Genomic DNA, 22,829 nt, shown 5'->3' with positions numbered 1-22,829 from the left:
CGTAGCCCCCACCCGCACCCCGCGGGCGTGCGATCGGCGAGGGCTAGGCTGATCGGTATGCCGACGCTCATCTTGCTACGCCATGCCAAGGCCGTCGCGGGGCTGGGGATCGCCGATTTCGACCGCACCCTCAACGACCGCGGCCGGCGGGACGCCGCGGCGGCGGGGGATTGGCTCCGCGCGAACGACCTCGTCCCCGGACTGGTGCTGTGCTCCACGTCGGCGCGGACGCGGGAGACGCTGGCCCTGCTGGACGTCGACGCCGAGGTGAGTTTCGAGTCCGGGATCTACGGCAACGACCCCGGCGGGATCCTCACACTGGTGAACCAGACCCCGGACGACGTCGGACGGCTGCTGCTGGTGGGGCACAACCCGTCCGTGCACCAGCTCGTCCACGACCTGACCGGAAGCGCGCCGGACAGCTTCCCGACATGCGCGTTCGCCGTGATCGAACTGCCGGGCGCGTGGACGGACGTCCGTCACGGCGCGGGGACGCTCCGCGCCACCCACACCCCGAAGGACTGACGTCAGCGGCGGGATCCGGCGGCGGTCAGCGACGACTCGATGACCGTCCCGGCGTCCTCGCGCAGCATCCGGATCGTGTGCCGGGTGCCGGACACCTGGAGCAGGGCGTGCCGGAGCGGGGTGAACTCGTCCCGTCCGACACCCGAGGTGATCTCGGCGCGGCGCCGCCGGGTGAGCTTGGACAGGTGGGTGTCGAGGTCGGCGAGTTCCTCGCTCATCTCCTCCGCCGGCGTGGCGGCCTCCGGGTCGGGCGGCTCCGGATCCTCCAGCAGTCCCGCGGTCTCCTCCAGCTGGTCGGCGAGGCGGTCGAGGATCTCGGGGATCGGCCCGGTGTCGACGGCCTCCTCGCGGGACAGCTTCGCGACCGTGATCAGGCGGTCGCGGGTGCGGTGCGCGGCGTCAACGACGGTCTCCAGCTCGGCGATCAGCTCGGTGTCGGGTACCCGTTCGTGGCCGAGCCGCGTCCGGGTCGCGGCGACGGCCTCGGCGGACCGTTCCGCGGTGACGATCGTGTCGTGGGGCAGCCGGACGCGTTCACCGGCGAGGACGTCCGCCGTCGCGCGGACGAGGCCGGCGTGCCGGTCGAGGAGCCGGCCGAGCTGCACGGGCAGGCGTTCGAGGTGCCCGGCGGGCCACAGCAGCCGGACGGCGAGATACGCGATGATCGTCCCGGCGAACGTCAGCAGGATCCGCTCGCCGGCGGTGACCCAGTCGGCGGGCGTGGAGAAGTCCAGCAGCATCATCGCGAGCGGCGTCCCGAACAGGGCCCAGTAGGCGAAGTTCACCGCGCGCATCGCGAAACCCGCCACCGCGAAGCAGAAGACGATCACCGCGATGGCCGGCGGCCCCGGCGCGAGCGTCAGGATGACGGCTGCGACGGCCGACCCGGCGGCGGTGCCGCCGACCCGCTGGACGAGCCGTTCGACGGTTTCGCCGTAGGTGGCGCGCAGGCTCAGCATCGCGGTGATCGTCATCCAGTGCCCGTAGCCGAGGTCCAGCGCGGCGGCCAGCGCCATCGTCACCAGGGCCGTCAGGAAGACGCGCGACACCTGCCGGAACATCGGCGAGCGGGTGGCGACGGCGCGGCGGAGCCGCGCCCAGACCGGCGCCGGGTCGAACTCGGGGAGCCGGGGCGGGCCGAGCCCGAACCGGAGCCCGCCCGCGACGAGGCGGCGGGTGGAGGCGACCTCGCCGGTGATGCGGTCGATCGACCGGCGCACCTGCCCGATCAGCGCGACCGCGACGAGGTCCTCGTCCCCGGCGAGACCCGCGCGCCTGATGTGTTCGGCGGCCCGTCCCATCCGGCGGACGGCGGCGGACTCCTCCCGGCCGAGCGGCGCCTCGCCCGCGCTCGCGACCGCGCCGGACAGCAGCCGCAGCCGCGCCGCGAGCGCCGAGATCGCGGTCTGCGTCTCCTCCTGCCATTCGCGGTCCGGCGGATAGTTCTTCGCGGCCTCCAGGACGGCCTGGAGCGTCACCGTCTCGTGCAGGACGCGTCCGAGCGCCTCGATGAGCCGTTCGGGCCTTGTGGGCTCCGTCCGCCCGCGTCCGGACCGGTACAGCGCGTAGGTGGCGCGTGCCGCGGTCAGCGACTCCGACGCCGCCCGCCGCTTGGCCTCCCAGTCGGGGATGCGGGTGACGGCCAGCAGATCGGGGTCGGTCAGCTCGACGTCGTCGAGCGGGCTGCCGTCCGGTGCCGCGACGTCCTGCGCCACGGCGTCCAGTGCCTCCGCGACGGCGTCCGCCGTCTCGCTCAGCGCCGCCCGCAGCGGACGCAGCCGCCGCGCGGGCCACGGCGCCAGCAGCAGCCCGGCGATGATCAGCCCGCCGATCAGCTCCAGTATCCCGATGAGGATGACGTCGGACGGCGGCCGGACCGCGCTGAGCAGCACCGCCAGCCCCGCCGTCGAACCGATCCGCGGGACGGCGACGCCCAGCGCGATCAGCGGCGGGACGACGAAGACGGGCAGCCACGCGGTCTCGCTCAGCAGCCCGCCGAACGCCGACCCGACCGCCACCACGAGCACGCCGACCGCGAGGTCGCGGGCCCGCGCCCCGTACGGTCCCTCCGGCGCCCGCAACGCGACCAGATACGCGCCGAGCGCGATCATCGACCCCTGCGCGCCGTGCCCGGTCACCGCCCCGACGAACAGCGGCACCGCCATGGCGAGCGCCGCGGCGAACCCGTACATCGGCGCCGCCCGCCCACCGATCCGGGCGTAAGCCTCCCCGGCCCGCTGCAGCACCGATCGCCCGCCTCTTCCTCGACACTTCAGGCGGCCCGCAACCCCGCCCTCCCACCTGTACCCAGGTGATCGCCCACTAAGGCCGAACGTGGATCAACACTCGTCGGCGGCGTCGGCGGCTTCCACTTCTTCGCGGGAGATGCCCAGGAGGAAGACGATCGTGTCGAGGTAGGGGACGTTGACGGCGGTGTCGGCGGCCTCGCGGACGACGGGTTTGGCGTTGTAGGCGATGCCGAGGCCGGCGGCCTGGAGCATGTCGAGGTCGTTGGCGCCGTCGCCGATCGCGACGGTCTGGCTGATCGGGATGCCGGCTTCCTTGGCGAAGTGCTCAAGGGCGGCGGCCTTGCCGGCGCGGTCGATGACCGGGCCGGAGACCCGGCCGGTGATCTTGCCGTTCTCGATCTCCAGGGTGTTGGCGGCGGAGTAGTCGATGCCGAGATCGTCGACCAGGCCGTCGGTGACCTGGGTGAAGCCTCCGCTGACGATGGCGAACTTGTAGTCGAGCCGCTTCAGGGTGCGGACCATCGTGCGGGCGCCGGCGGCGAGGCGGAGCTCGTCGCGGACGTCGTCGATGGCGGACGCGTCGAGCCCGGCGAGGAGCGCGACCCGTTCGCGGAGGGAGCCCTCGAAGTCGAGTTCGCCGCGCATGGCGGCCTCGGTGACCTTGGCGACCTCGTCGAGGCAGCCGGCGTGCTCGGCGAGCAGTTCGATGACCTCGCCCTGGATGAGGGTGGAGTCGACGTCCATGACGATCAGCCGTTTGGCGCGGCGGTGCAGGCCGCTCTGCTGGACGGCGACGTCCACTTCCTGCTCGGCGGCCTCGGCGGTGAGGGCGGCGCGGAGGGCGTCGGGGTCGGCGCCGGAGACGTCCATCTCGATGCAGGTGACGGGGTTCTGCGCGAGCCGTTCGATGCGGTCGATGTTGGCGCCGTGCGCGGAGATCCGCCCGGCCATGCCGGCCATGGCGGCGGGCTTCAGCGGGGCGCCGAGGACGGTGACGTGGAGGCGGCCGCTGCGCTTCGGCATCCGCTTGTTGCGGCCCGTGGACAGCTCGATCTCCATGTCGAGGTCGTTGGCGACGCGTTCGGCGGCGTTCCACACCCGGCCGATGTCGGCGCCTTCGCTGTAGGCGAGCAGGACGCCGAGGACGAGCCGCCCGCGGATCACGACCTGTTCGACGTCGGCGACGGTGAGCGGGAACTCCGCGAGTGTCCGGAAGAGACGCGACGTCACGCCGGGGCGGTCGCGTCCGGTGAGTGTGATGAGGAGCGTGCGCTGTGCTGACCCGTCCATAACTGTTCACCACGTTACCGGCCGCGACGCGGGGAACGTGCGCCAGGTCCAGCATGCAAGACGGCGGGGCTAGTCGGGCAGCAGGAGATTGACGTCTCCGAACTCGTGCCAGAGATAGCGTCCGGCCAGGGCGGCCTTGTAGGTCGAGGCGAGCAGGCCGGGTCCCGCGATGGCGGTGAGCATCATCAGGTGGGACGACCGGGGCTCGTGCAGGCCGGTGAGGAGGCCGTCGACGGCCTGTACGCCGTGCTCGGGGGTCACGACGTGCTCGGTCCACCCCTGGGATGCCCGGACGTGCCCGGCGGCGTCCGCGGACGTCTCCAGGGCGCGAACGGCGGTGGTGCCGACGGCGATCACCCGGTGGCCGCGGGCGCGGACGTGCTCGACCAGCGCGGCCGTCGGTTCGGGGACCTCGTAGCGTTCGGCGTACGGGGGTTCGTGGGCCCCGGGGGCCGCGACGCCCGTGTGCAGGGTGATCGGGGCGATGAGGACGCCGCGCGAGACGAGCCGGGTCACCAGTTCGGGGGTGAAGGGCCGTGCGGCGCTCGGCATTTCGGCGCCGCCGGTCGTCCGGTCGTGGGCGAACGCGGTCTGGTACGCGGCGGCCGGCCAGTCGCAGCGGACGTACCCGTACCGGATCGGTGTCCCGTGGCGCCGCAGATACGGGACGACATCGGTGCTGAGCCTGGCCTCCCAGAGACGCTCCGACGTGCTGCGGGGGGACGACTCCCCACGCCCCCCGGAACCGCCTTTGTGCCGCCCCACCAGGGTGAGGGTGGCGCCACCGGGCAGCGGGATCCATTCGCCGGGGCGGCCCCCCGGGTAGGGGCTGCTGGACTTGCCGGTGAGGCGCCGCAGTTCGACGAGCCACACCCGGTCGCCGCCGCCGGGCACCGGGGTGGAGAAGTGGACGCTGATCCGGTCGAGCCGGACGGCGGCCGGCAGCGTGGCCGAGGTGTTGACGACGAGCAGGTCGCCCGGGTCGAGCAGCGCGGGCAGGTCGCGGAACTCGTGGTGGGCGACCTCTCCGGTGGCGCGGCGTGAGACGAGGAGCCGGACGCCGTCGCGGGTCCGGCCGCGCGCTTCGGGAGGCTCGTGGGCCTCCAGGGACGGGGGGAGGGTGAAGTCGACGGTCATGCGCGGGCCTCCAGCCGGAGTGCGGCGATCACGCCGAGGGCGGCGATCACGGCGAACAGCGCCCCGGCGACGGCCAGGCCCGTGTCGAGCCGTGCGCCTCCGAAGCCGGCGACCAGCGCGCCCGCGACGCCGACCACGAGGGAGGAGCCGAGGGTGTCGCTGATCTGCAGCGAGGACGAGTTGACGCCCTGCTCGCCCTCGGGGGACAGGTCGAGGAGCAGGACGGAGAGGCTGCTGATCGCGAACCCCATCCCGGCGCCGCCGATGATCCACGCGGGGACGGCGAGCCAGCCGGAGAGCTGGAGCGCGATGACGGTGAGGATGATCCCGGCGGTGACGAGCACGGCGCCGAGGCGGGTGAAGAACGCGCGGGAACGCTTGGACTTGGCCTGGATCTGGGCCGACGCCGACCAGCCGAGCGCGCCGACCGTCAGCACGATCCCCGCCTGCGTGGCGCTGAAGCCGTGCAGCCGGGTCAGCGCCAGGGGGATGAACACGTCGGTGCCGAAGAACGCGCCGGACAGCAGGCCCCGGACGAGGATGACGCTCGGCAGCCCGCGGCGGAGGCGCAGCGTCCCGGCGGGCAGGAGTTTCGGCAGACCGTACGCGAGGCCCGCGACCCCCGCGGCGACGGCGGCCGCCATCGTCCAGCCGGGGGCGTCCAGGCCGTACAGGAGGATTCCGGCGCCCGCCGACACGGTGATCGCGGCGAGATAACGGCCCTTGCCGGCGGCGGGAGCGGCGTCCACGGCCCGGATGCCGCGCAGTGCCGGGACGAGCAGCAGCGTCGTCGGGATCACCAGCGGGATCATCCCGAGGAACACCCATCGCCAGCCGGCGTGCTCGGCGACGACGCCGCCGACCGCGGGGCCGATCAGCGACGGCAGCACCCACGCCGCGGCGAGCATCCCGAACACGCGGGAGCGCTGATCCTCCGGGTAGACGCGGGCGATCACGACGTACATCGCGACGATCGCGACGCCCGAGCCGAGGCCCTGCACCGCGCGCCCGGCCACGAACAGCCACATGGACGGCGCCGCGCCCGCGATCACCAGCCCGGCGACGAACGTCCCGAGGCCGATCATGAACGGCCGAACGGGGCCGGCCCGGTCGATCCAGCCGCCCGCCAGGACGGTGGACAGCAGGCTCGTGATCAGGGTGGCGCTGAAGCCCCACGCGTACAGCGACAGGCCGTCCAGGTCGCCGGCGACCACCGGCATGACCGTGCCGACGGCCATGGCCTCGAACGCCAGCAGCGTGACGACCAGGACGATTCCCAGCGTCGTGGCCCGGAGCCCGGCTTCCCGCGGCTTGGTCCCGGTGCCGGGCGGCGGTGCCGGATGATCGGATTGGAGCACGGTGGTCATCGTGCACCGGCCAGGTCCCGGCCGAGCCCGCGGGAGGCCCCGGTGATCAGTGCCGTGTTCGCCGTGCTCGCTGCGGTCATGCCTTCGACGGTAGGAATCCGCGCAGCTCATGGCATCGGCCGGCGGGTCCTGCGGCGGGTGGTCAGATGGTCCTAGGACCAGGGTCCCGGACGCCCTGCCGAGACGGCCGGAGACGTCCGTTCCGGGGCCGGGGCCGCAGGTGTGGCGGAGGATGTGCGGGGTCCCTCCACGTGGGGCGAGCGAGAAGACCCGGGCACCGAGTACGGTCTTCACATGTGAGTGCCGGAAGGCGCTCGGCCACGGGCGACGAGAGGCCGGGATGGAGACCGAGGACGGCTGCCGCGGCGACCAGGGCGCGACCCTGCACGCCGTGAGTTCCGCGGTGCTCGCGGTGACCCGGCACCTGTCCGTCCACGAGGTGCTCCAGGTGATCGTCCGGGCGGCGGCGCAGCTCCTGGACGCGCGGTACGCGGCGCTCGGCGTCCCGGACGACGAGGGCTCGTTCGCCGAGTTCGTCGTCGAGGGCATCTCGGAGGAGGAGTGGGAGCGGATCGGCCCGCTGCCCCGCCAGCACGGCATGCTCGCCGCGATGCTGCACGGCGACACGCCGAAGCGCCTCACCGACATCCGCAAGGAACCGGAGTTCGAAGGCTGGCCGGTCGCGCATCCCGTCCTGAAGGACTTCCTGGGCGTGCCGATCCTGGACGGCGAGGACGTCCTCGGCATCATCTTCCTGGCCAACAAGCAGCGTCCCGGCGGATTCACCGAGGGCGACGAAGACCTCCTCACCCTGTTCGCCGCGCACGCCGCGATCGCCATCGCGAACGCCCGGCTGCACGAGCACAACCGTGAGCTGACGGTCGTCGCCGAACGCAACCGCATGGCCCGCGAGCTGCACGACGCCGTCGCCCAAAAGCTCTTCTCGCTGCGCCTCACCGCCCGCACCGCGTCCGCGCTGGCCGAGAGCGACCCCGCCCGCACCGTCAAGGAGCTGGAGCAGGTCGAGCGCCTCGCCGCCGGGGCCCTCAACGAACTGCGCGCCGTCATCTTCGAGCTGCGCCCGGCGGACCTCGCGGACGGTCTGGTCGCCTCCCTGCGCAAGCACGTCGAGGTCCTCGACCGGGCGCACGAGGCCACCGTGCGCATCGCCGCCGACGAGGCCGTCGTCCTGCCGGAGGACCATGAGGCCGTCGCCTTCCGCATCACCCAGGAGGCCCTCTACAACGCGCTGCGACACGCCGGGGCCCAGACGGTGGAGGTCCGCCTGGCCACGCAGGATGGACGCGCCGTCCTGGAGGTCGCCGACGACGGCTCGGGCTTCGACGCGTCCGACACGGCCGAGCCGCAGGGCGGGCTGGGGCTCGAGTCCATGCGGGACCGTGCGTACTCGATCGGCGGTGGCCTCACCATCGACGCCGCTCCGGGACGGGGCACGACCGTCCGGCTGGAGGTGCCGCTGTGACCGCGAACGGCGGCGGGCCGCGACATGGAACGATCAAGGTCCTGATCGCCGACGACCATCCGGTCGTCCGGCAGGGACTGCGCACCTTCCTCGGCATCCAGGAGGACATCGAGGTCGTCGGCGAGGCCGGGGACGGCGCGTCGGCCGTGACACTGGCCGAATCGCTGGAGCCCGATATCGTGCTCCTGGACCTCAAGATGCCGGGCGCCGACGGCTTGGCCGCGCTGACGGAGCTGCGGGCTCGTGGGGTGCCGGCACGCGTCCTCGTCCTGACCAGCGTCACCGAGCGCGGGCATGTGCTGCCGGCGGTCCAGGCGGGCGCGTCCGGGTACCTGTACAAGGACGTCGACCCGCAGGCGCTCGTGCAGGCGATCCGGGCGGTCCACGACGGGCACGTGCTGTTCGCGCCCGACGCGGCCGAGGCGATGCTGGCGGACGGTCCGGCGGGCCGTGGCGCCGGAGGTGACGACCGCGGCCTGGCCGCGCTGACCGAACGGGAACGGGAGGTGCTCGTGCACATCGCGCGGGGGAGGTCCAACCGGGAGATCGCCCGCGCACTCGTGGTGTCCGAGAAGACGGTCAAGACGCACGTCAGTAATCTGCTCATGAAACTGGGAGTCCAGGATCGGACGCAGGCGGCGCTGTACGCCGTCCGGCACGGCGTCGGCTCGTCCGGCGCACCCGGGGAAACCGGGGAAACCGGGGAAGCCACCGCCCGCGGCTGATACAACTCCTCTGACAGGATCGTCATCGAAATTGGTATGAACGTAGCAATCAGATACGCAGCAGGCAGCGACATCGGCTGTAACCGCGAGAACAACGAGGACTCGGGTTACGCCGGTGCGCGGTTGATCGCGGTCGCGGACGGCATGGGCGGCTACGCGGGCGGCGAGGTCGCCAGCTCCACCGTCATCGGCTCACTGCGCTCGCTCGACACCGATGCCCCTAAAGACGATCTTGTCGACATCCTGGGCCGCGCGGTGGCCGAGGCCAACGAGAAGTTGCGGATCGTCCGGGAGGAACGCCCGGACCTGAGCCGGATGGGCACCACGCTCACCGCCATGCTCTGGTCCGGCGAGTCCGTGGCGCTGGCGCACGTCGGAGACTCGCGCGGCTACATGCTGCGCGACGGCGAGCTCTACCAGATGACCCAGGACCACACGATGGACGAGCTGCTCAAGGCGGAGGCCGAGGCGGCGGGCCAGACCGCCGACCCGGCCGAGACGTCGCGGCTGTCGCACGTGCTGTACCGGGTGCTGGACGGGCGGGACGACCGCGAGCCCGACCTGCGCCTTCGCGACGCCCAGCTCGGCGACCGCTACCTGCTGTGCTCGGACGGGCTGTGCGGCCCGGTCGACGCGCAGAAGATCTACGAGGTGCTGTCCGCCGAGGCCGACCCGCAGCGCGCCGTCGACCGGCTGATCGAGATGGCCCGCGACAACGGAGGCCCCGACAACATCACCGCGGTCGTCGCCGACGTCGTGGAGTCCGATCACGTGACCGGCGCCGAACCCCCCATGGTCGTGGGCGCCGCCGCCCAGGCCTGACCTCCATTGCCCCGACTGGTGGACCGGGTGGCGAATTTCCAGACGATTCATGGAACTCGTCGGGTAAAAGAGTGCTCACGCAGGTGGCGATTTGTCCTACTCTTGCCGAGAGGTGATGTCACCGAGCACTGTGTAACGGTCCGATTGCAGACCGTTGCCAGGGCTTGACCAGCCTCGGGGTGCACCCGGTATACGGGTCACTCAGCTTTAGTCATCGAGGCGGAGGATTCGTGGGGGAAGCGCCCGGGGCGGCGGTCACCGGTGCACCGGACGGTGTGCTCGGCGGGCTCGTCAGCCGGACCCTCACCGCAGCGCGGCACGGACCCCTGGGTGCGGCTCTGCGTGTGTCGGCGATGGCCGTCGCGGCCATCGGCGCGTCATGGATCCACCGTGTCAACGACCCCGGCGTGCTCTGTCCCCTTCGGGCGCTCACCGGAATCCCGTGTCCCCTGTGCGGGGGGACCACCGTGTTCATCGAGTTCGGCTCGGGTCGTCCCGCCCAGGCCGTGCTCGCGAATCCGGTGGCCCTCACCGGCGCGATCGCCGTCGCGGTCGCGCCACTGGGGCTGGGAGGACGGTGGTGGGCACTCCAGCCGAAGACCCGTGCCTGGATGCTCGGCACCGCCCTCGTGGGGTCGGAGCTGTGGCAGCTCGTCCGGTTCGGTGTTCTGCGCGTTTGAGCCGCGGTCGATCGTCGGTCAGACTTGCGGAGCCCACCGGGTCCGGCGGGCGTCACATAACCACAGGGTCAATCAATAAGGAGCAAGTGTGGGTAACCCCTACGACCCGTACGGCCAGCAGCCGGGCTACGGGCAGCAGCAGCCCGGGTACGGCCAGCAGCCCCCGGCCCAGCCGGGCTACGGTCAGCAGCCCCCGGCCCAGCCGGGCTACGGTCAGCAGCCCCCCGCCCAGCCGGGCTACGGCCAGCCCCCGGCGCAGCCGGGCTACGGTCAGCCCGCGGCGCAGCCCGGGTACGGCCAGCAGCCTCCCGCCCAGCCCGGCTACGGTGCGCCGCCGGCGCCCCCGGCCCAGCCGGGTTACCAGGAGGTCCACCACCACCACTACGGCTCCGGCGGCCAGCTCGCCGAATGGGGCTCGCGTGCCGGTGGCTACATCATCGACTACCTGGTGATCGGCGCCCCGTTCTTCGTGCTGTACCTGATCGGCGCGCTGCTCGGCGGGTCCGGCAGCGGCGGCGCGGCCGTGATCGGCATGCTGTTCATCCTGATCGGGTTCGCCGTCTACCTCGGCGCCTTCCTGTGGATCTGCTACCAGGAGGGCACCACCGGCCAGTCGATCGGCAAGCGGCAGATGGGCATCCGTCTCGTCAGCGCGCAGACCGGCCAGCCGATCGGCTTCGGCATGGCCTTCGTCCGCAAGATCGCCCACGCCCTCGACGGCGCGCTCTGCTACATCGGCTTCCTCTGGCCGCTGTGGGACGACCGCAAGCAGACGTTCGCCGACAAGGTCTGCAACACCCTCGTGGTGCGCAACTGATCATCGGTTCGTGAGCGGGGCGTCCCTTCCGGGGGCGCCCCGTTCGCGTTCGAGGGACCGTTCCGCTCAGGGGACGTGGTCGAACGCGCTGTTGCACGCGGCCACGAGGGCCCGCCGGACGGCCCGGTCCAGCAGCCGCAGCGCCTCACCGCGGCGCCGCATCTGGTCGATGCCGAGGCCGCGGTCGTCCATCTGCCGGGCGAGCTCCACGACGAGGGAGAGCCGGCCGGCGAGCGCGGCGAGACGGTGCGCGCGGGCCGGGTAGCCGGGGGCGAGGGGATGGCCGCCGCGGTCCGGGTCGCGCATGTCGGCCAGCGCGTCGGCGATCTCCGGCGGCACGCCGGCGAAGTCGTCCACGGTCAGCAGCGCCTCGGTGGCGTCCCGCATCGCGAGGGTGAGCTGCCGGTCCGCCTCCGCGAGGGACGGGACGTCCGGCGGCGCGGGGGACGCGTCGTGGGTCGTCCAGCGGATGCCGACGTACGACGATCCGCGCCGGTCCTCGGCGGGCAGGAGGCCGATCGCCCGGTCGGCGCCGAGTACGGCGACGACGGCGGCGCCCGCCTCGATCGCCGCGCGGTTGAGGCCGGGCGGGCCGGTCAGCCCGAGCGGGTCGCCCGGTTCGGGGAGGGCCAGCCGCAGTGCCGTCATTCCGCCGACGCGCAGGTCGCCGAGCCCGCGACGCAGCGTCACCTCGGCGGGCTCGCCGCCCAGGATCTGCGGGCCCGCGTTCTTCTCGACCGCGTCCACCGCCTCGTCGAGACCGACGTGCCCGGTCAGCCAGGCGTTGCCCCAGGCGACCAGTGCCGTCGCGACGGCCGCGCTCATACACACTCCCCAACGGGCATGCGAACCACCATAAGCGTTCGGATGGCCGATGCCACCGGACGTAACCAACCTCTCGCGTCCAGGGTGCATACCGGGACCGACGTTTCGGTGGGGAGCCGGGAGGCGGCGGCCGCCCCGATCGCATAGGTTCTCTTCTGAGGATCAGGGACCACCGGGATTGGGGACGAAGGCGCGCGATGGCCGGCGAAGTACTTCAGCTCCGCGGAGTCGGGGTCAAGCGCGATGGGGCGACCCTCCTTCGCGACGTCACGTGGACGGTGAGCGAGGGCGAGCGGTGGGTCGTCGTGGGCCCGAACGGAGCGGGGAAGACCACCCTGCTCCAGATCGCCGCCGCGATGCTGCATCCGACCGAGGGCACGGTCGAGATCCTGGAGGAGGAGCTGGGCCGCACCGACGTGTTCGAGTTGCGTCCCCGTATCGGCCTGGCCAGCTCCTCGATCGCGGAGAAGATCCCGACCGGCGAGCGGGTCGTCGACCTGGTGCTGACCGGCTCGTACGCGATCCTGGGGCGCTGGCGGGAGGAGTACGACTCGACCGACGTGAGCCGCGCGGTCGCGCTGCTGGACGCGCTCGGCTGCGCCGACCTGATCCGGCGCACGTTCAGCACGCTGTCCGAGGGCGAGCGCAAGCGCGTCCAGATCGCCCGCGCGCTGATGCCCGACCCCGAACTGCTGCTGCTGGACGAGCCCGCCGCGGGCCTCGACCTCGGCGGGCGCGAGGATCTCGTCGCCCGGCTGGCCGCCCTCGCCGACGACCCGGACGCCCCCACGATGGCGATCGTCACGCACCATGTGGAGGAGGTCCCCGAGGGCTTCACCCACGCGCTGCTGCTGCGCGGCGGCGAGGTCGTCGCGCAGGGCAAGGTGGACGAGGTGTTCACCGCCGAGCGGCTGTCGGACACGTTCGGCCTCCCGCTCGCCGTGGACCGCCAGAACGGCCGCTGGTACGCCCGCGCCGCCCCCCGCTGAGGGGCGGCCTGCCGTACATGAGCCCCGCCATGCGGGATGCCGTACCGCATGACGCCGTTCACGTGCCCCGGTTTCCGGGTCGGTCCGTCCGGGTCTCTACCATCATGGAGCCCTTGCGAATTTCAGGTATCCGAACGGGTGAGATGTGGACGTCCTTGATGCGATCGCGGTGCTCGCCGCCGGGATCGCCGCCGGGGGGATCAACGCGATCGTGGGCTCCGGCTCGCTGATCACGTTCCCGACCCTTCTCGCGCTCGGGTATCCCCCGGTCGTGGCCAATGTGTCCAACAACCTCGGGCTGGTGACGGGCAATGTCAGCGGCGCCTACGGGTACCGGGAGGAGCTGAAGGGGCAGCGCGGCCGGCTGCTGCGCCTCGGCAGCGCCTCGCTCGCCGGTGCGATGGCGGGCGCGCTGCTGTTGCTGACGCTGCCGCCCGAGGCGTTCGCCGTGATCGTGCCCGGCCTGATCCTGGTCGCGCTGGTGCTGGTGGTCCTCCAGCCGAGGCTGCAGGCGTGGATGCGGGCCCGCCGGGACGAGCGTGCGGGGCACCGGCCGGACGGGGGTCCCGGGCTGTGGCTGGGCGTTTTCGGCACCGGAATGTACGGCGGCTATTTCGGTGCGGCGCAGGGGATCTTGCTGATCGCGCTGCTCGGGATCGGGCTGGACGACGACCTGCAGCGGCTGAACGGCGTGAAGAACGCGATGGTGTCGATCGTCAACGGCACGGCCGCGGTGCTGTTCATCGGGATGTGGATGCTCGGCCGGACCGAGATCGCCTGGTGGGCGGTGCTGCTGATCGCGGTCGGCTCGACGGTCGGCGGGCTGCTCGGCGCGAAGCTCGCGCGCAGGATCTCTCAGCTGCTGCTGCGCGGGGTGATCGTGGCGGTGGGGCTGGTCGCGATCGTCCAGCTGCTGTGGGGCTGACCCGAGCCCGCGCGGTTGCCCAGAGGCCTCCCCGGGTATATATCGAACATTCGTTCGGATGTCGGAGGGGTTGGCGATGAAGGGCGACTGGGTCGAGATCGTGGTCGACGTCGGCGGCGCGTCCACCAGGACCTACGAGGTGGCCGCGACCCGCGCCGGCCGCCGTGTGGAGATCGGCAACCGGCGGGGTGTGGTCGAGGTCAGCGAGGTGACGCGGACGGGCACCGCCGTCCGCACGGCCCGCTTCATGTCCAACCGTGTTCTGGCGCTGGTCGAGCATCCCGTGTCCGACGAGCGCGGAGGCCACGGGAACGACGGCACCGGCTGACCGCCGGCCGTCCCGAACCACGTTCACCTGCGGCGAGCCGCCCCCATGAGGCGGCCCATGGGGGCGACCCGCCGCAGGTCGACGTCACAGGTCGAGGGTCAGGCGGGGGGAGGTGCAGCGGCCCACGCAGATCATCATCGTCCGGCCCGCGGCCCGCTCCTCCTCGCTGAGCAGCGAGTCGCGGTGCTCGGGGTCGCCGGCCAGCACGCGCGTCTCGCACGCGCCGCAGTAGCCCTTCTCGCAGTCGTACGACAGGCCGGGCACGACCTCCTGGATCACCTCGATGAGCCGGCGGTCGGCGGGGACCCGCAGCGTGGCGCCGGTACGGGCGAGGTGGACGTCGAACTCGGTGTTGAGCGCCGGGTCGAACGCCACCTCCAGCGAGTCGTCGCCGGTGAAGCGCTCGACGTGCAACCGGGTCCGGATGCCCAGTTCGTCGCAGGCGCCCTCGGCCGCGGCGATCATCCCGGTGGGGCCGCAGCAGTAGATCGCCGTGTCCGGGCCGGTCTCCGCGAGGATGGCCTTCAAGTCCGGGATGCCGGTCTCGTCCTGCGGCAGGACGCGCAGCCGGTCGCCCGCGACGGCGGCCAGTTCGTCCCGGAAGGCCATCGACGCTCGGGTCCGGCCGCCGTACACGACCTGGAAGCCGGCGCCGCGTGCGGCCGCCGCGCGCACCATGGCCAGGATGGGCGTGACACCGATGCCGCCCGCGAGGAACAGGTAGGAGCCCGCTTCCACCAGCGGGAAGTGGTTGCGCGGGCCGCGCACACCGAACGTGACGCCGTCGCGGGCCAGCGCGTGCACCTCCTCCGAGCCGCCCCTGCCGTCCGTCTCGCGCAGCACCGCGATCCGGTAGTGCGAACGGTCCCCCGGGTCGCCGCACAGCGAGTACTGGCGCACGCGTCCTGACGGAAGCCGCAGCTCAAGGTGGGCGCCGGGTTCCCAGGCGGGTGTCTCGCCGCCGTCGGCGCGCGCCAGCGTCAGGGCGAGCACATCGTCGGCCGCCTTTTCGGCGCCCGTCACGGTCAGGTCGTACGAGGCGCCGAGGGTCGTGGCGGCCACGGTGCTCCCACCGGCGCGCGGACCCGGGGTGAAGACGGCCGGGAGCGCGTCCCAGCCCTTCTGGTTGCCGCTGGTCGGGTACTCGACGAGTCCGTCCTCCAGCACCTGGAAGTCCGGCAGCCGGGTCAGCACCTGCGTCATCATCTCGCGGAACATCGCGCGGGCCAGGTGGGCGCCGGCGCAGCGGTGCGAGCCGATCCCGAAGCTCAGGTGCCGGGACGCGTCGCGGTCGAGCCGGATCTCCTCCGGCTCGGGGAACACGGCGGGGTCGTGGTTGGCGGCCACCCACGGGAGCAGGACGCGCTCGCCCGCCCGGACCGGGCAGCCGCCGACCTCGGTGTCGGTGCGCGCCGTGCGGGCCATCGACTGGGACGGCGCGAACGCCCGCAGGAACTCCTCGGTGGCCCGTTCCAGCAGGTCGGGCGAGTCGATGAGGCGGCGCCGCTGGTCCGGGTCGCGGCTCAGGTGGACCAGCGTCGAACCGGTCAGCGAGGTCGTGGTGTCGACGCCGCCCGCGATGAGCAGCCCGATGACCGAGACCAGCTCGTCCTCGGTGAACGGCTCGCCGCCGGCGTTGCGGGCGGTGGCGAGCGCGCTGACCGCGTCCTGCCGGGGCTCGGCGCGTCGGTCGCGGATCAGCTCGCGGATGCGCTGCTCCATGTACGCGAGGCCCTCGGCTCCGCGCCGCTCCCGTTCGCTGCCGGCGGGGGCGGCGAAGATGTCGTGGATCGGCCCGGCCAGCGGCGCCCAGTCCTCCTCGGGGAAGCCGAGCCAGTCGAGGGTGACGGCGGCCGGTACCGGGTTGGTCAGGTCGCGGACGAAGTCGGCCGAGCCCAGTTCGATGAACGCGTCCACGGCCCGGGAGGCGTGGCGGGCGATCATCGGCCGCAGCCGCTCGACCGCCGCCGGGCTCAGCAGCGGGTTGATCAGGTCGCGGTAGCCGGCGGCCCGCGGCGGGTCGACCTCGATCGGGTACTGCTCCAGGCCCGGCCCGCTCGGGATGACGATGGCGACCGCGTCCACCCCGCTCGTCTCGCGCGAGGAGGAGAACGCGTCGTCGTCGCGGGCGATGCGCGTCACGTCGGCGTACCGCGTCGTGTAGACGAAGCCGCCGTGCGCGGAGGTGCGCCCGACGGGGCAGCCCTCCCGGTACGCGGCGTAGTACGCGACCGGGTCGGCGTTGCACTCGTCCGAGTGGTGGTCGAAGTGGTGGTCCTGCTGTGTCATGTGCTGCTGCGTCATTGGCACGACTCCAGATGCGCATGTCTTCCGCGCGGTGTTGCCCAGCCGCGCCTCTGGGAGATTCAGAAGGTCAGGACGGCCTTGCCGACCGTGCCCCGCTTGGCCGCCTCGACGGCCTCGCCGATCCGCTCGAACGGGAAGTGCCCGACGATCACGTCCACCGGGAACCGGCCCGCCGCGTTCAGCCGCAGCAGTTCGGGCACGAAGACCTGCGGTATCCCGCCGCCGCCGATGATGCCGGTGATCGTGCGCCCGTTCAGGACGCTGCGCCAGTCGAAGGTCATCTCCTCGCTCGGGCCGACGCCGATCACGCCGCAGCGGCCGAGCGGGGCGAGGGCCTCCACGGCGGTGCGGAGGACGTCCGCGCGGCCGGTGGTGTCGAGGACGAAGTCGAAGCCGTCCGGGGCGATCTGGTGCAGTTCGCCCGCGGCGCCCTCGCCGCCGGTGACGCCGTGCGTGGCGCCGAGGGAGCGGGCCGCGTCGAGGCGTTCCGCGTTGAGGTCGACGGCCGCGACGGTCGTGCATCCGCTGAGGACGGCCGCCAGGATCGACGCGACGCCGACGGCGCCGGCACCGAAGATCGCGATCGACGAGCCGGGCGAGGGCCGCAGCACGTTGAGGACGCCGCCGGCGCCGGTCTGGAAGCCGCAGCCGAACGGCCCGGCCAGGGTCAGGTCGGCGTCCTTGCCGATCGGCACCACGGCGCGGGCGGGCGCGATCACGTGGTCGGCGAACGACGACTGCCCGAGGAAGTGCGCGTTGATCTCGGTTCCGCCGAGCGAGACCGCGGAGGACCCGTCGGGGCGCCGCCCGCTGAAGTTGAGGGCGTCGAAGCGCAGGCAGTAGCCGGGCGACCCGGTCAGGCAGGGCCGGCACCGGCCGCACGAGGTGTACGACAGCGCCACATGGTCGCCGGGCGCGACCGAGGTGACCTGGTCGCCGGTCTTCTCCACGACGCCCGCGCCCTCGTGCCCGAGCACGGCGGGCGCGTCCATGAAGGTGGCGAACTCCAGGTCGGTGGCGCAGATGCCGACGGAGCTCAGCCGGACCAGGACCTCGTCGGGACGGGGCGGGCCGAGTTCCACGTCCCGCAGGGCCAGGGGCTCGCCCGGGCGGTCCAGGACGGCGGCGGTGACCCGCATGCGACCTCCCCAAGTCATTTCATAAAGAGATACGGCATCTTGACATGCGGGATAATTCCGGTCAAGGATTCCCGGTATGCCCGCACTTGAGATTCCGGCCGCCAGGCAGCTGATCGACGGAGCCTGGGTTCGCGCCCGTGACCAGGGAGAACTTCCCGTCCTGGACCCTGCGAACAGCAAGGCTATCCAGCAAATCGCGCGCGCCGGCCAGGCCGACGTGGACGACGCGGTCGCCGCCGCCCGGCGGGCCTTTCCCGGCTGGGCCGCGACCTCTCCGGCCGAGCGCGGCGCCCTGCTGGGACGCTGGGCCGCGCTGGTCATGAGGCGGGTCGAGGACCTGGCCCGGTACGAGGCGCGCGACGTCGGCAAGCCGCTGTCCGGCGGGCGGACGAACGCCTTCATCGCGCACGGGATCATCGAGTACTTCGCCGGCGCCGCCGACAAGCTCACCGGCGTCACGCTGCCCACCCGCACGCCCGACTATCTGGGCTTCACGATCCCCGAGCCGTTCGGGGTGTGCGCGGTGACGCTCCCCTGGAACGTGCCAATGCTGCTGTCGGCCGCCAACGCCGCGCCCGCGCTCGCGGCCGGCAACACGGTCGTGCTCAAGCCGTCCGAGATCGCCCCGCTCGGGCCGCTGGCGCTGGCGGAGCTGGCCCGCGAGGCCGGTCTCCCGCCGGGGGTCTTCAACGTCGTGACCGGCCTCGGCGCGGAGGCGGGCGTCGCGCTCACCTCCCACCCGGACGTCGACCACATCAGCTTCGTCGGTTCCACGGCCACCGGACGCGCGGTGATGCGCGCCGCGTCCGAGAACCTGGTTCCGGTCAAGCTGGAACTGGGCGGCAAGTCGCCCAACGTGGTGTTCGCGGACGCCGATCTCGACGTGGCGATCCCGGCGATCGTCGGCTCCATCACCGAGAACGCCGGCCAGAACTGCTACGCGGGCTCGCGGCTCCTGGTCGAGGAGTCGATCCGCGCCGAGGTGACCGAGCGCGTCGTGGCGGGCATGCGGGCCGTCCGGCTCGGTACCTGGGACCAGGACCTCGACATGGGGCCGCTGGTCAGCCGGGAGCAGTACGAGCGGGTGCTCGGCTTCCTGGAGGGCGCGCCCGCGGAGGGCGCCCGCGTGGTGACCGGCGGCGCGAAGGCCGAGGTGCCGGGCGGCGGCTGGTTCGTGGCGCCGACCGTCCTGGACGGGGTGGACTCCGGGATGCGGGTCGTCCGCGAGGAGGTCTTCGGGCCCGTCCTGGCCGTGCAGGGCTTCTCCGGCACCGGCCAAGCAGTCGACATGATGAACGACACTGATTTCGGGCTCCTGACCTGCATCTGGACCGACGACGTGTCGCGGGCGCTGCGCGTGGCCAAGGACGTGCGGTCCGGCCAGGTCGCGGTGAACCAGTTCCACGACGCGGGGGTCATCGGGTTCCCGTTCAACATGCAGAAGGACAGCGGGTTCAGCGCGGGCGGCGGGTACGCGGCGCTGCGCGAGTACACGCAGGAGAAGGCGGTGGCGGTGCGGCTGCTCGACCGCTGAGCGGCCCGCGCGAGGGGTGTCGCCGAGTTTCCGCCCAGGTGTTGACACATCCCGGAGGCGGGGTTCAGAGTTACCTCACATTGCGAACCGTCGGTTCACAATGCGAGATGAGTCCAGGGGTGTCCTGACCGGAGGTCACGGGTGAAAGCGCTGGTCCAGACGGGGTTCGGTGGCCCGGAGGTGGTGTCGCTGCGGCACATCGCCGACCCGGTTCCCGGTCCTCGTGACGTGCTGGTCCGGGTACGGGCCTGCGCGCTGAACCGGCTCGACGTCCTCCAGCGCCGCGGCCCCGCCGTGCTGCCCGGCTTCCGCCTCCCGCACATCGCCGGCATGGACGTGGCCGGGCACGTCGAGGCGGCCGGCGACGAGGTGCGCGGGATCGCCCCCGGCGACCGCGTCGTGATCGACCCGACGCTCGGCTGCGGAACATGCGGGCGCTGCGCAGCCGGGGACCCCGGCCACTGCGCCGACGTCCGCGTCATCGGCGGGAACACCGCCGGCGGCTTCGCCGAGTACGTCGCCGTGCCCGCGCGGCTCGCCCACCGCGTCCCCGGCCACGTCGGGCTCGCCGAGGCCGCCGCGCTGCCGTCCACCTGGAGCACCGCCTGGCACGCCACCCTCACGGTCGGCGCGGTGACCGCCGGTGAGACCGTCCTGGTGCAGGCCGCCGCCAGCGGGGTCAGCATCGCCGCCGTCCAGCTCGCCAAGCGCGCCGGGGCCCGGGTCGTCGCGGTCGCGGGCAGCGACGCCAAGCTCGCGCTCGCCGCGGACCTGGGCGCGGACCTGCTGCTGCACAACGACGCCGACGTCGTCCCGGCCGTACGCCGCTTCACCGGCGGCGAGGGCGCCGACCTCGCGCTCGACCATGTCGGCGCGGCGACCTTGAAGACGTCCCTGGACAGCCTGCGCGCGGGCGGGCGGCTGGTGACCTTCGGCAACACCACCGGCGACGAGGTCACGATCTCCCTCGCCGGCGTCTACCACCGCGGCCTGCGGCTGCTGGGCTCGGGCGCCTACACCGAGGCCGAGTTCTCCGCGATGCTGAGCGCCTACTACGGCGGCGGCCTGCGGGCCGTCCGGATGGCCGAGTACGGGCTGGACGAGCTGCCCGCCGCGTTCGCCGCCGCCGAGTCGCGCGCGGCCATCGGCAAGGTCCTGGTCCGGCCATGACCCATGACCCCCTCCTGATCACCGGCGCGACCGTGGTGACGATGGCGCCCGGACGCGAGGTCGTCACCGGCGCCACCGTCGCGGTCGCGGACGGCCGCGTCGCCGCGATCGGCCCGCACCGGACGCTCCGCGCTGACCACCCCGGCGCCGCCGAGCTGGACGCGAGCGGCTGCGTCATCGTGCCCGGCATGGTCAACGCCCACCAGCACTGCACCGTGGACCCGCTGATCCGCAGCGTGATCCCCGACGACATCGGCTCCCAGGAGGCGATCTTCGGGTGGGCGGTGCCGCTGCACGGGCTGGTCTCCGGCGACGATGACGAGGTGTCGGCGGCCCTCACCGCCGCCGAGTCCCTGACGCGCGGCGTCACCACCGTCCTGGAGGCGGGCACCGTGGCGCACCCGGAACGGGTCGCCGCCGGGCTGGCCGCGGCCGGGATCCGGGGACGGGTCGGCGGCTGGGGCTGGGACGCCCCCGGAGTGCCGCACTCCCTGCCCGCCGCCGAGGCGCTGGCCCGGCAGGAGGAGATCGTGCGGAGCCTGCCCGCCGGCGGCCTCGTCACCGGCTGGATCACGCTGGTCGGCCACGACCTGGTCAGCGACGAGCTGTTCACCGGCGCGGCCGCCCTCGCCGAGCGCCTCGGCACCACCATGACCTTCCACATGTCGCCCGGCCCCGGCGACGCCGAGTCGTACCTGAGCCGCACCGGCGCCCGCCCCCTCGTCCACCTGCGCGAGCTGGGCGTGCTCGGCCCCCGCGTCCTCCTCGGCCACGCCGTGTGGCTCGACGACGAGGAGGTCGAGGCGGTCCTCGCGACCCGCACGGCGGTGGCGTCGTGCCCGGGTGCGTACCTGCGCCTCGGCCAGGGCTACACGCGGGCCGGGCGGCACGGCGAGCTGATCCGGCGCGGCGGGCGCGTCGCGCTCGGCTGCGACGCCCACAACGCCGGCGACGCGCCCGACGTGCTGCGCACGGCCGGGCTCCTGGCCGGCCTGGAGAACGACCGGGGCGGGTGGCCGCTGCGCGCGGACGAGGCGTTCGCGCTGGCCACCTGTGCCGGCGCCGAGGCGGCCGGCCTCGGCGACCTGGTCGGGTCGATCGAGGTCGGCAAGGCCGCCGACCTCGTCGTGCTCGACACGCGAGATCTGGCCTGGACGCCGGTCGGCGACCTGGCCACGCACCTGGTGTGGGGTGCACCCGGCCACACCGTCCGCGACGTCCTGGTCGCCGGGAAGGCGGTCGTCCGCGACCGCCGGCTCACGACCGTCGACGTCGGGGACCTGCGCCGGGAGGCGGCAGAGCGGTCCGCCGCGCTGCTGCGCGCGGCGGGGCTCGACGTCCCCAGCCGCTGGCCGGTGGTCCCCGCGGCCACCGCCACAACGAGCTCCCGCTCCTTGCACGTCTCACCGTCCGATCGAAAGGACCCCTGAGGTGAAGAACCGTAAAACGGTACGGATCGCGGGCGCGGCCGTCGCGTGCGCGACCATGCTCGCCCTCGCCGGCTGCGCCGACAGCGACGCCACCGCGAACCAGAGCACCGCCGCCGGCGGGTCGGGCAGCGGCGTGCTGCCCGGCGAGCCCGACGTCAACGGCGACGGCAAGGTCGTCATCGGCGTGCTCAGCCCCGGCGACATCAACGACAACGGCTACTACGAGAGCTTCGTGACCAGCGCCGAGGCGTTCGCCAAGGAGAAGGGCTGGGAGCTCATCAAGCGCGGCAGCGTCCCCGAGAGCGAGGCGCTGAGCGCGGCCCGCGCGCTGTGCCAGCAGAAGGTCGACATGGTCGCGCTCGGCGCCTCCGAACTCAAGGACGCCATCCCCGCCTCGGAGGAGGCGGTGTGCGCGAAGACCGCCTGGTACGTCCCGAGCTCCGGCAACGTCCAGCAGACCCCCAGGATCATGCTGTCCACCGACGACCCCGCCCAGAGCATCCTGTCGGCCGGGTACGCGACCGGCGTCCTGATGCAGGAGCGCGGCACCAAGAAGGCCGCGTTCGTGGCCGGCATGGAGCTCGACTTCAACATCAACGCCTCCAAGGCGTTCAAGGCGGGCATCCGCTCGGTGATCCCGGACGCGACCGTCACCACGACCTACGCCGGTGACCAGGACGACGCCGCCAAGGCCAAGGAGGCCGTGCAGGCCCAGATGGACCAGGGTGTCGGGGCCGTCTACCCGTACCTCGGCGGCTCCACCGACGCCGCCACGAAGCTGGCCAACACCAAGAACCTCATCACGCTGACCCCGGGCACCGACCGGTGCGCCTCCACCGACCCGAAGTTCGACATCTCGGTGCTGTTCAGCCCCGGCGACTACTTCACCGAGGCGCTGAAGCTGTTCGCCGCCGGCAAGCTCGAGATGGGCGTGCAGAAGGTGTGGACGATCGGCAAGGACCCGTACCCCACGGTCAAGCTGTGCAAGGCCGGCCCCGAGGCTCAGAAGAAGATCGATGCCTTCATGAAGGACATCGCGAGCGGGAAGATCAACGCCTCCGCGGAAGTGGAGAGGCTCGGTAAGTGA

The 22,829-nt window shown here is 72.8% G+C and carries 20 protein-coding genes; 13 read left to right on the top strand and 7 right to left on the bottom strand.

Going from position 1 to position 22,829, the window contains the following annotated elements; translation table 11 throughout:
- Positions 1 to 57 precede the first annotated feature (57 nt).
- Positions 58 to 525 carry a SixA phosphatase family protein gene (locus tag ACGFK0_RS27225; protein WP_392909641.1) on the top strand — a complete coding sequence of 156 codons (468 nt, stop codon included), beginning with the start codon at positions 58 to 60 and terminating at the stop codon, positions 523 to 525.
- Between the two features lie 2 nt (positions 526 to 527).
- Here the strand turns inward: ACGFK0_RS27225 and ACGFK0_RS27220 are convergent, their stop codons facing one another.
- The 4 genes from ACGFK0_RS27220 to ACGFK0_RS27205 all read right to left on the bottom strand — a co-directional run bounded on the left by ACGFK0_RS27220 (position 528) and on the right by ACGFK0_RS27205 (position 6,568).
- Positions 528 to 2,771, bottom strand: coding sequence for an FUSC family protein (locus ACGFK0_RS27220; RefSeq protein ID WP_392909637.1), 2,244 nt, complete (start codon positions 2,769 to 2,771; stop codon positions 528 to 530).
- Positions 2,772 to 2,864: 93 nt separating this feature from the next.
- Entirely contained in the window at positions 2,865 to 4,064 is a 1,200-nt protein-coding gene (serB, locus tag ACGFK0_RS27215) for a phosphoserine phosphatase SerB (protein WP_392909633.1), read from the bottom strand.
- 69 nt (positions 4,065 to 4,133) lie between these two features.
- Positions 4,134 to 5,201: an S-adenosylmethionine:tRNA ribosyltransferase-isomerase gene (locus tag ACGFK0_RS27210; RefSeq protein WP_392909629.1), complete on the bottom strand. Its 1,068-nt coding sequence runs from the start codon at positions 5,199 to 5,201 to the stop codon at positions 4,134 to 4,136.
- Entirely contained in the window at positions 5,198 to 6,568 is a 1,371-nt protein-coding gene (locus tag ACGFK0_RS27205; protein WP_392909624.1) for an MFS transporter, read from the bottom strand. Before ACGFK0_RS27205 ends, ACGFK0_RS27210 begins: the two co-directional genes overlap by 4 nt.
- A 340-nt stretch (positions 6,569 to 6,908) precedes the next feature.
- Between ACGFK0_RS27205 and ACGFK0_RS27200 the strand changes: the two genes are divergently transcribed.
- The 5 genes from ACGFK0_RS27200 (at position 6,909) to ACGFK0_RS27180 (ending at position 11,095) form a co-directional block, all read left to right on the top strand.
- Positions 6,909 to 8,051 (top strand): GAF domain-containing sensor histidine kinase, encoded by a 1,143-nt coding sequence (locus ACGFK0_RS27200; protein WP_392909621.1) that lies wholly within the window; start codon positions 6,909 to 6,911, stop codon positions 8,049 to 8,051.
- Positions 8,048 to 8,776, top strand: a complete 729-nt coding sequence (locus ACGFK0_RS27195; RefSeq protein ID WP_392909617.1) for a response regulator — start codon at positions 8,048 to 8,050, stop codon at positions 8,774 to 8,776. The genes ACGFK0_RS27200 and ACGFK0_RS27195 overlap by 4 nt, the downstream gene beginning before the upstream one ends.
- A 36-nt stretch (positions 8,777 to 8,812) precedes the next feature.
- On the top strand, positions 8,813 to 9,598 hold the full coding sequence (locus tag ACGFK0_RS27190) for a PP2C family protein-serine/threonine phosphatase (RefSeq protein WP_392909614.1): 786 nt from the start codon (positions 8,813 to 8,815) through the stop codon (positions 9,596 to 9,598).
- Between the two features lie 230 nt (positions 9,599 to 9,828).
- Positions 9,829 to 10,278, top strand: coding sequence for a DUF2752 domain-containing protein (locus ACGFK0_RS27185; protein ID WP_392909611.1), 450 nt, complete (start codon positions 9,829 to 9,831; stop codon positions 10,276 to 10,278).
- An 88-nt stretch (positions 10,279 to 10,366) separates the two neighbouring features.
- Positions 10,367 to 11,095 carry an RDD family protein gene (locus ACGFK0_RS27180; RefSeq protein WP_392909608.1) on the top strand — a complete coding sequence of 243 codons (729 nt, stop codon included), beginning with the start codon at positions 10,367 to 10,369 and terminating at the stop codon, positions 11,093 to 11,095.
- Between the two features lie 66 nt (positions 11,096 to 11,161).
- Here ACGFK0_RS27180 and ACGFK0_RS27175 read toward each other — a convergent pair whose 3' ends face one another.
- A complete protein-coding gene (locus tag ACGFK0_RS27175) occupies positions 11,162 to 11,920 on the bottom strand; it encodes a hypothetical protein (RefSeq protein WP_392909605.1) in 759 nt (252 codons plus the stop codon).
- A 197-nt stretch (positions 11,921 to 12,117) separates the two neighbouring features.
- Here ACGFK0_RS27175 and ACGFK0_RS27170 point away from each other — a divergent pair, with 197 nt between their 5' ends.
- The 3 genes from ACGFK0_RS27170 to ACGFK0_RS27160 all read left to right on the top strand — a co-directional run bounded on the left by ACGFK0_RS27170 (position 12,118) and on the right by ACGFK0_RS27160 (position 14,162).
- Positions 12,118 to 12,909, top strand: coding sequence for an ABC transporter ATP-binding protein (locus tag ACGFK0_RS27170; protein ID WP_392909602.1), 792 nt, complete (start codon positions 12,118 to 12,120; stop codon positions 12,907 to 12,909).
- 145 nt (positions 12,910 to 13,054) lie between these two features.
- The gene (locus ACGFK0_RS27165; protein ID WP_392909599.1) at positions 13,055 to 13,834 is read left to right on the top strand and encodes a sulfite exporter TauE/SafE family protein; all 780 of its coding nucleotides are present in this window, start codon (positions 13,055 to 13,057) and stop codon (positions 13,832 to 13,834) included.
- 58 nt (positions 13,835 to 13,892) lie between these two features.
- Positions 13,893 to 14,162 (top strand): hypothetical protein, encoded by a 270-nt coding sequence (locus ACGFK0_RS27160; RefSeq protein WP_392909596.1) that lies wholly within the window; start codon positions 13,893 to 13,895, stop codon positions 14,160 to 14,162.
- Positions 14,163 to 14,246: 84 nt separating this feature from the next.
- On the opposite strand, the gene ACGFK0_RS27155 is transcribed toward ACGFK0_RS27160, so the two are convergent.
- Together ACGFK0_RS27155 and ACGFK0_RS27150 are read right to left on the bottom strand one after the other, a co-directional pair.
- The gene (locus ACGFK0_RS27155; protein WP_392909592.1) at positions 14,247 to 16,466 is read right to left on the bottom strand and encodes a cytochrome P450; all 2,220 of its coding nucleotides are present in this window, start codon (positions 16,464 to 16,466) and stop codon (positions 14,247 to 14,249) included.
- Between the two features lie 62 nt (positions 16,467 to 16,528).
- The gene (locus ACGFK0_RS27150) at positions 16,529 to 17,608 is read right to left on the bottom strand and encodes an NAD(P)-dependent alcohol dehydrogenase (RefSeq protein ID WP_392909588.1); all 1,080 of its coding nucleotides are present in this window, start codon (positions 17,606 to 17,608) and stop codon (positions 16,529 to 16,531) included.
- A 76-nt stretch (positions 17,609 to 17,684) separates the two neighbouring features.
- Here ACGFK0_RS27150 and ACGFK0_RS27145 point away from each other — a divergent pair, with 76 nt between their 5' ends.
- The 4 genes from ACGFK0_RS27145 (at position 17,685) to ACGFK0_RS27130 (ending at position 22,829) form a co-directional block, all read left to right on the top strand.
- On the top strand, positions 17,685 to 19,142 hold the full coding sequence (locus ACGFK0_RS27145; protein WP_392909585.1) for an aldehyde dehydrogenase family protein: 1,458 nt from the start codon (positions 17,685 to 17,687) through the stop codon (positions 19,140 to 19,142).
- A gap of 141 nt (positions 19,143 to 19,283) precedes the next feature.
- Positions 19,284 to 20,312, top strand: coding sequence for a zinc-binding dehydrogenase (locus ACGFK0_RS27140; protein ID WP_392909582.1), 1,029 nt, complete (start codon positions 19,284 to 19,286; stop codon positions 20,310 to 20,312).
- On the top strand, positions 20,309 to 21,742 hold the full coding sequence (locus ACGFK0_RS27135; RefSeq protein ID WP_392909579.1) for an amidohydrolase family protein: 1,434 nt from the start codon (positions 20,309 to 20,311) through the stop codon (positions 21,740 to 21,742). The genes ACGFK0_RS27140 and ACGFK0_RS27135 overlap by 4 nt, the downstream gene beginning before the upstream one ends.
- A 1-nt stretch (position 21,743) precedes the next feature.
- Entirely contained in the window at positions 21,744 to 22,829 is a 1,086-nt protein-coding gene (locus ACGFK0_RS27130) for a BMP family ABC transporter substrate-binding protein (protein WP_392909576.1), read from the top strand.

This window comes from Spirillospora sp. NPDC048823 (assembly GCF_043198445.1).
GTDB lineage: Bacteria > Actinomycetota > Actinomycetes > Streptosporangiales > Streptosporangiaceae > Spirillospora.
Note: the sequence above shows the minus strand (reverse complement) of the source record. Positions and strands in the feature narration are given on the sequence as shown.

Excerpts from the sequence above, each read along its gene's own strand:
- ACGFK0_RS27225 (WP_392909641.1), top strand. The coding sequence starts at position 58 with ATGCCGACGCTCATCTTGCTACGCCATGCCAAGGCCGTCGCGGGGCTG.
- serB (WP_392909633.1), bottom strand. The coding sequence starts at position 4,064 with ATGGACGGGTCAGCACAGCGCACGCTCCTCATCACACTCACCGGACGC.
- ACGFK0_RS27210 (WP_392909629.1), bottom strand. The coding sequence starts at position 5,201 with ATGACCGTCGACTTCACCCTCCCCCCGTCCCTGGAGGCCCACGAGCCT.
- ACGFK0_RS27205 (WP_392909624.1), bottom strand. The coding sequence starts at position 6,568 with ATGACCACCGTGCTCCAATCCGATCATCCGGCACCGCCGCCCGGCACC.
- ACGFK0_RS27200 (WP_392909621.1), top strand. The coding sequence starts at position 6,909 with ATGGAGACCGAGGACGGCTGCCGCGGCGACCAGGGCGCGACCCTGCAC.
- ACGFK0_RS27190 (WP_392909614.1), top strand. The coding sequence starts at position 8,813 with ATGAACGTAGCAATCAGATACGCAGCAGGCAGCGACATCGGCTGTAAC.
- ACGFK0_RS27175 (WP_392909605.1), bottom strand. The coding sequence starts at position 11,920 with ATGAGCGCGGCCGTCGCGACGGCACTGGTCGCCTGGGGCAACGCCTGG.
- ACGFK0_RS27170 (WP_392909602.1), top strand. The coding sequence starts at position 12,118 with ATGGCCGGCGAAGTACTTCAGCTCCGCGGAGTCGGGGTCAAGCGCGAT.
- ACGFK0_RS27160 (WP_392909596.1), top strand. The coding sequence starts at position 13,893 with ATGTCGGAGGGGTTGGCGATGAAGGGCGACTGGGTCGAGATCGTGGTC.
- ACGFK0_RS27155 (WP_392909592.1), bottom strand. The coding sequence starts at position 16,466 with ATGACGCAGCAGCACATGACACAGCAGGACCACCACTTCGACCACCAC.
- ACGFK0_RS27150 (WP_392909588.1), bottom strand. The coding sequence starts at position 17,608 with ATGCGGGTCACCGCCGCCGTCCTGGACCGCCCGGGCGAGCCCCTGGCC.
- ACGFK0_RS27145 (WP_392909585.1), top strand. The coding sequence starts at position 17,685 with ATGCCCGCACTTGAGATTCCGGCCGCCAGGCAGCTGATCGACGGAGCC.
- ACGFK0_RS27135 (WP_392909579.1), top strand. The coding sequence starts at position 20,309 with ATGACCCATGACCCCCTCCTGATCACCGGCGCGACCGTGGTGACGATG.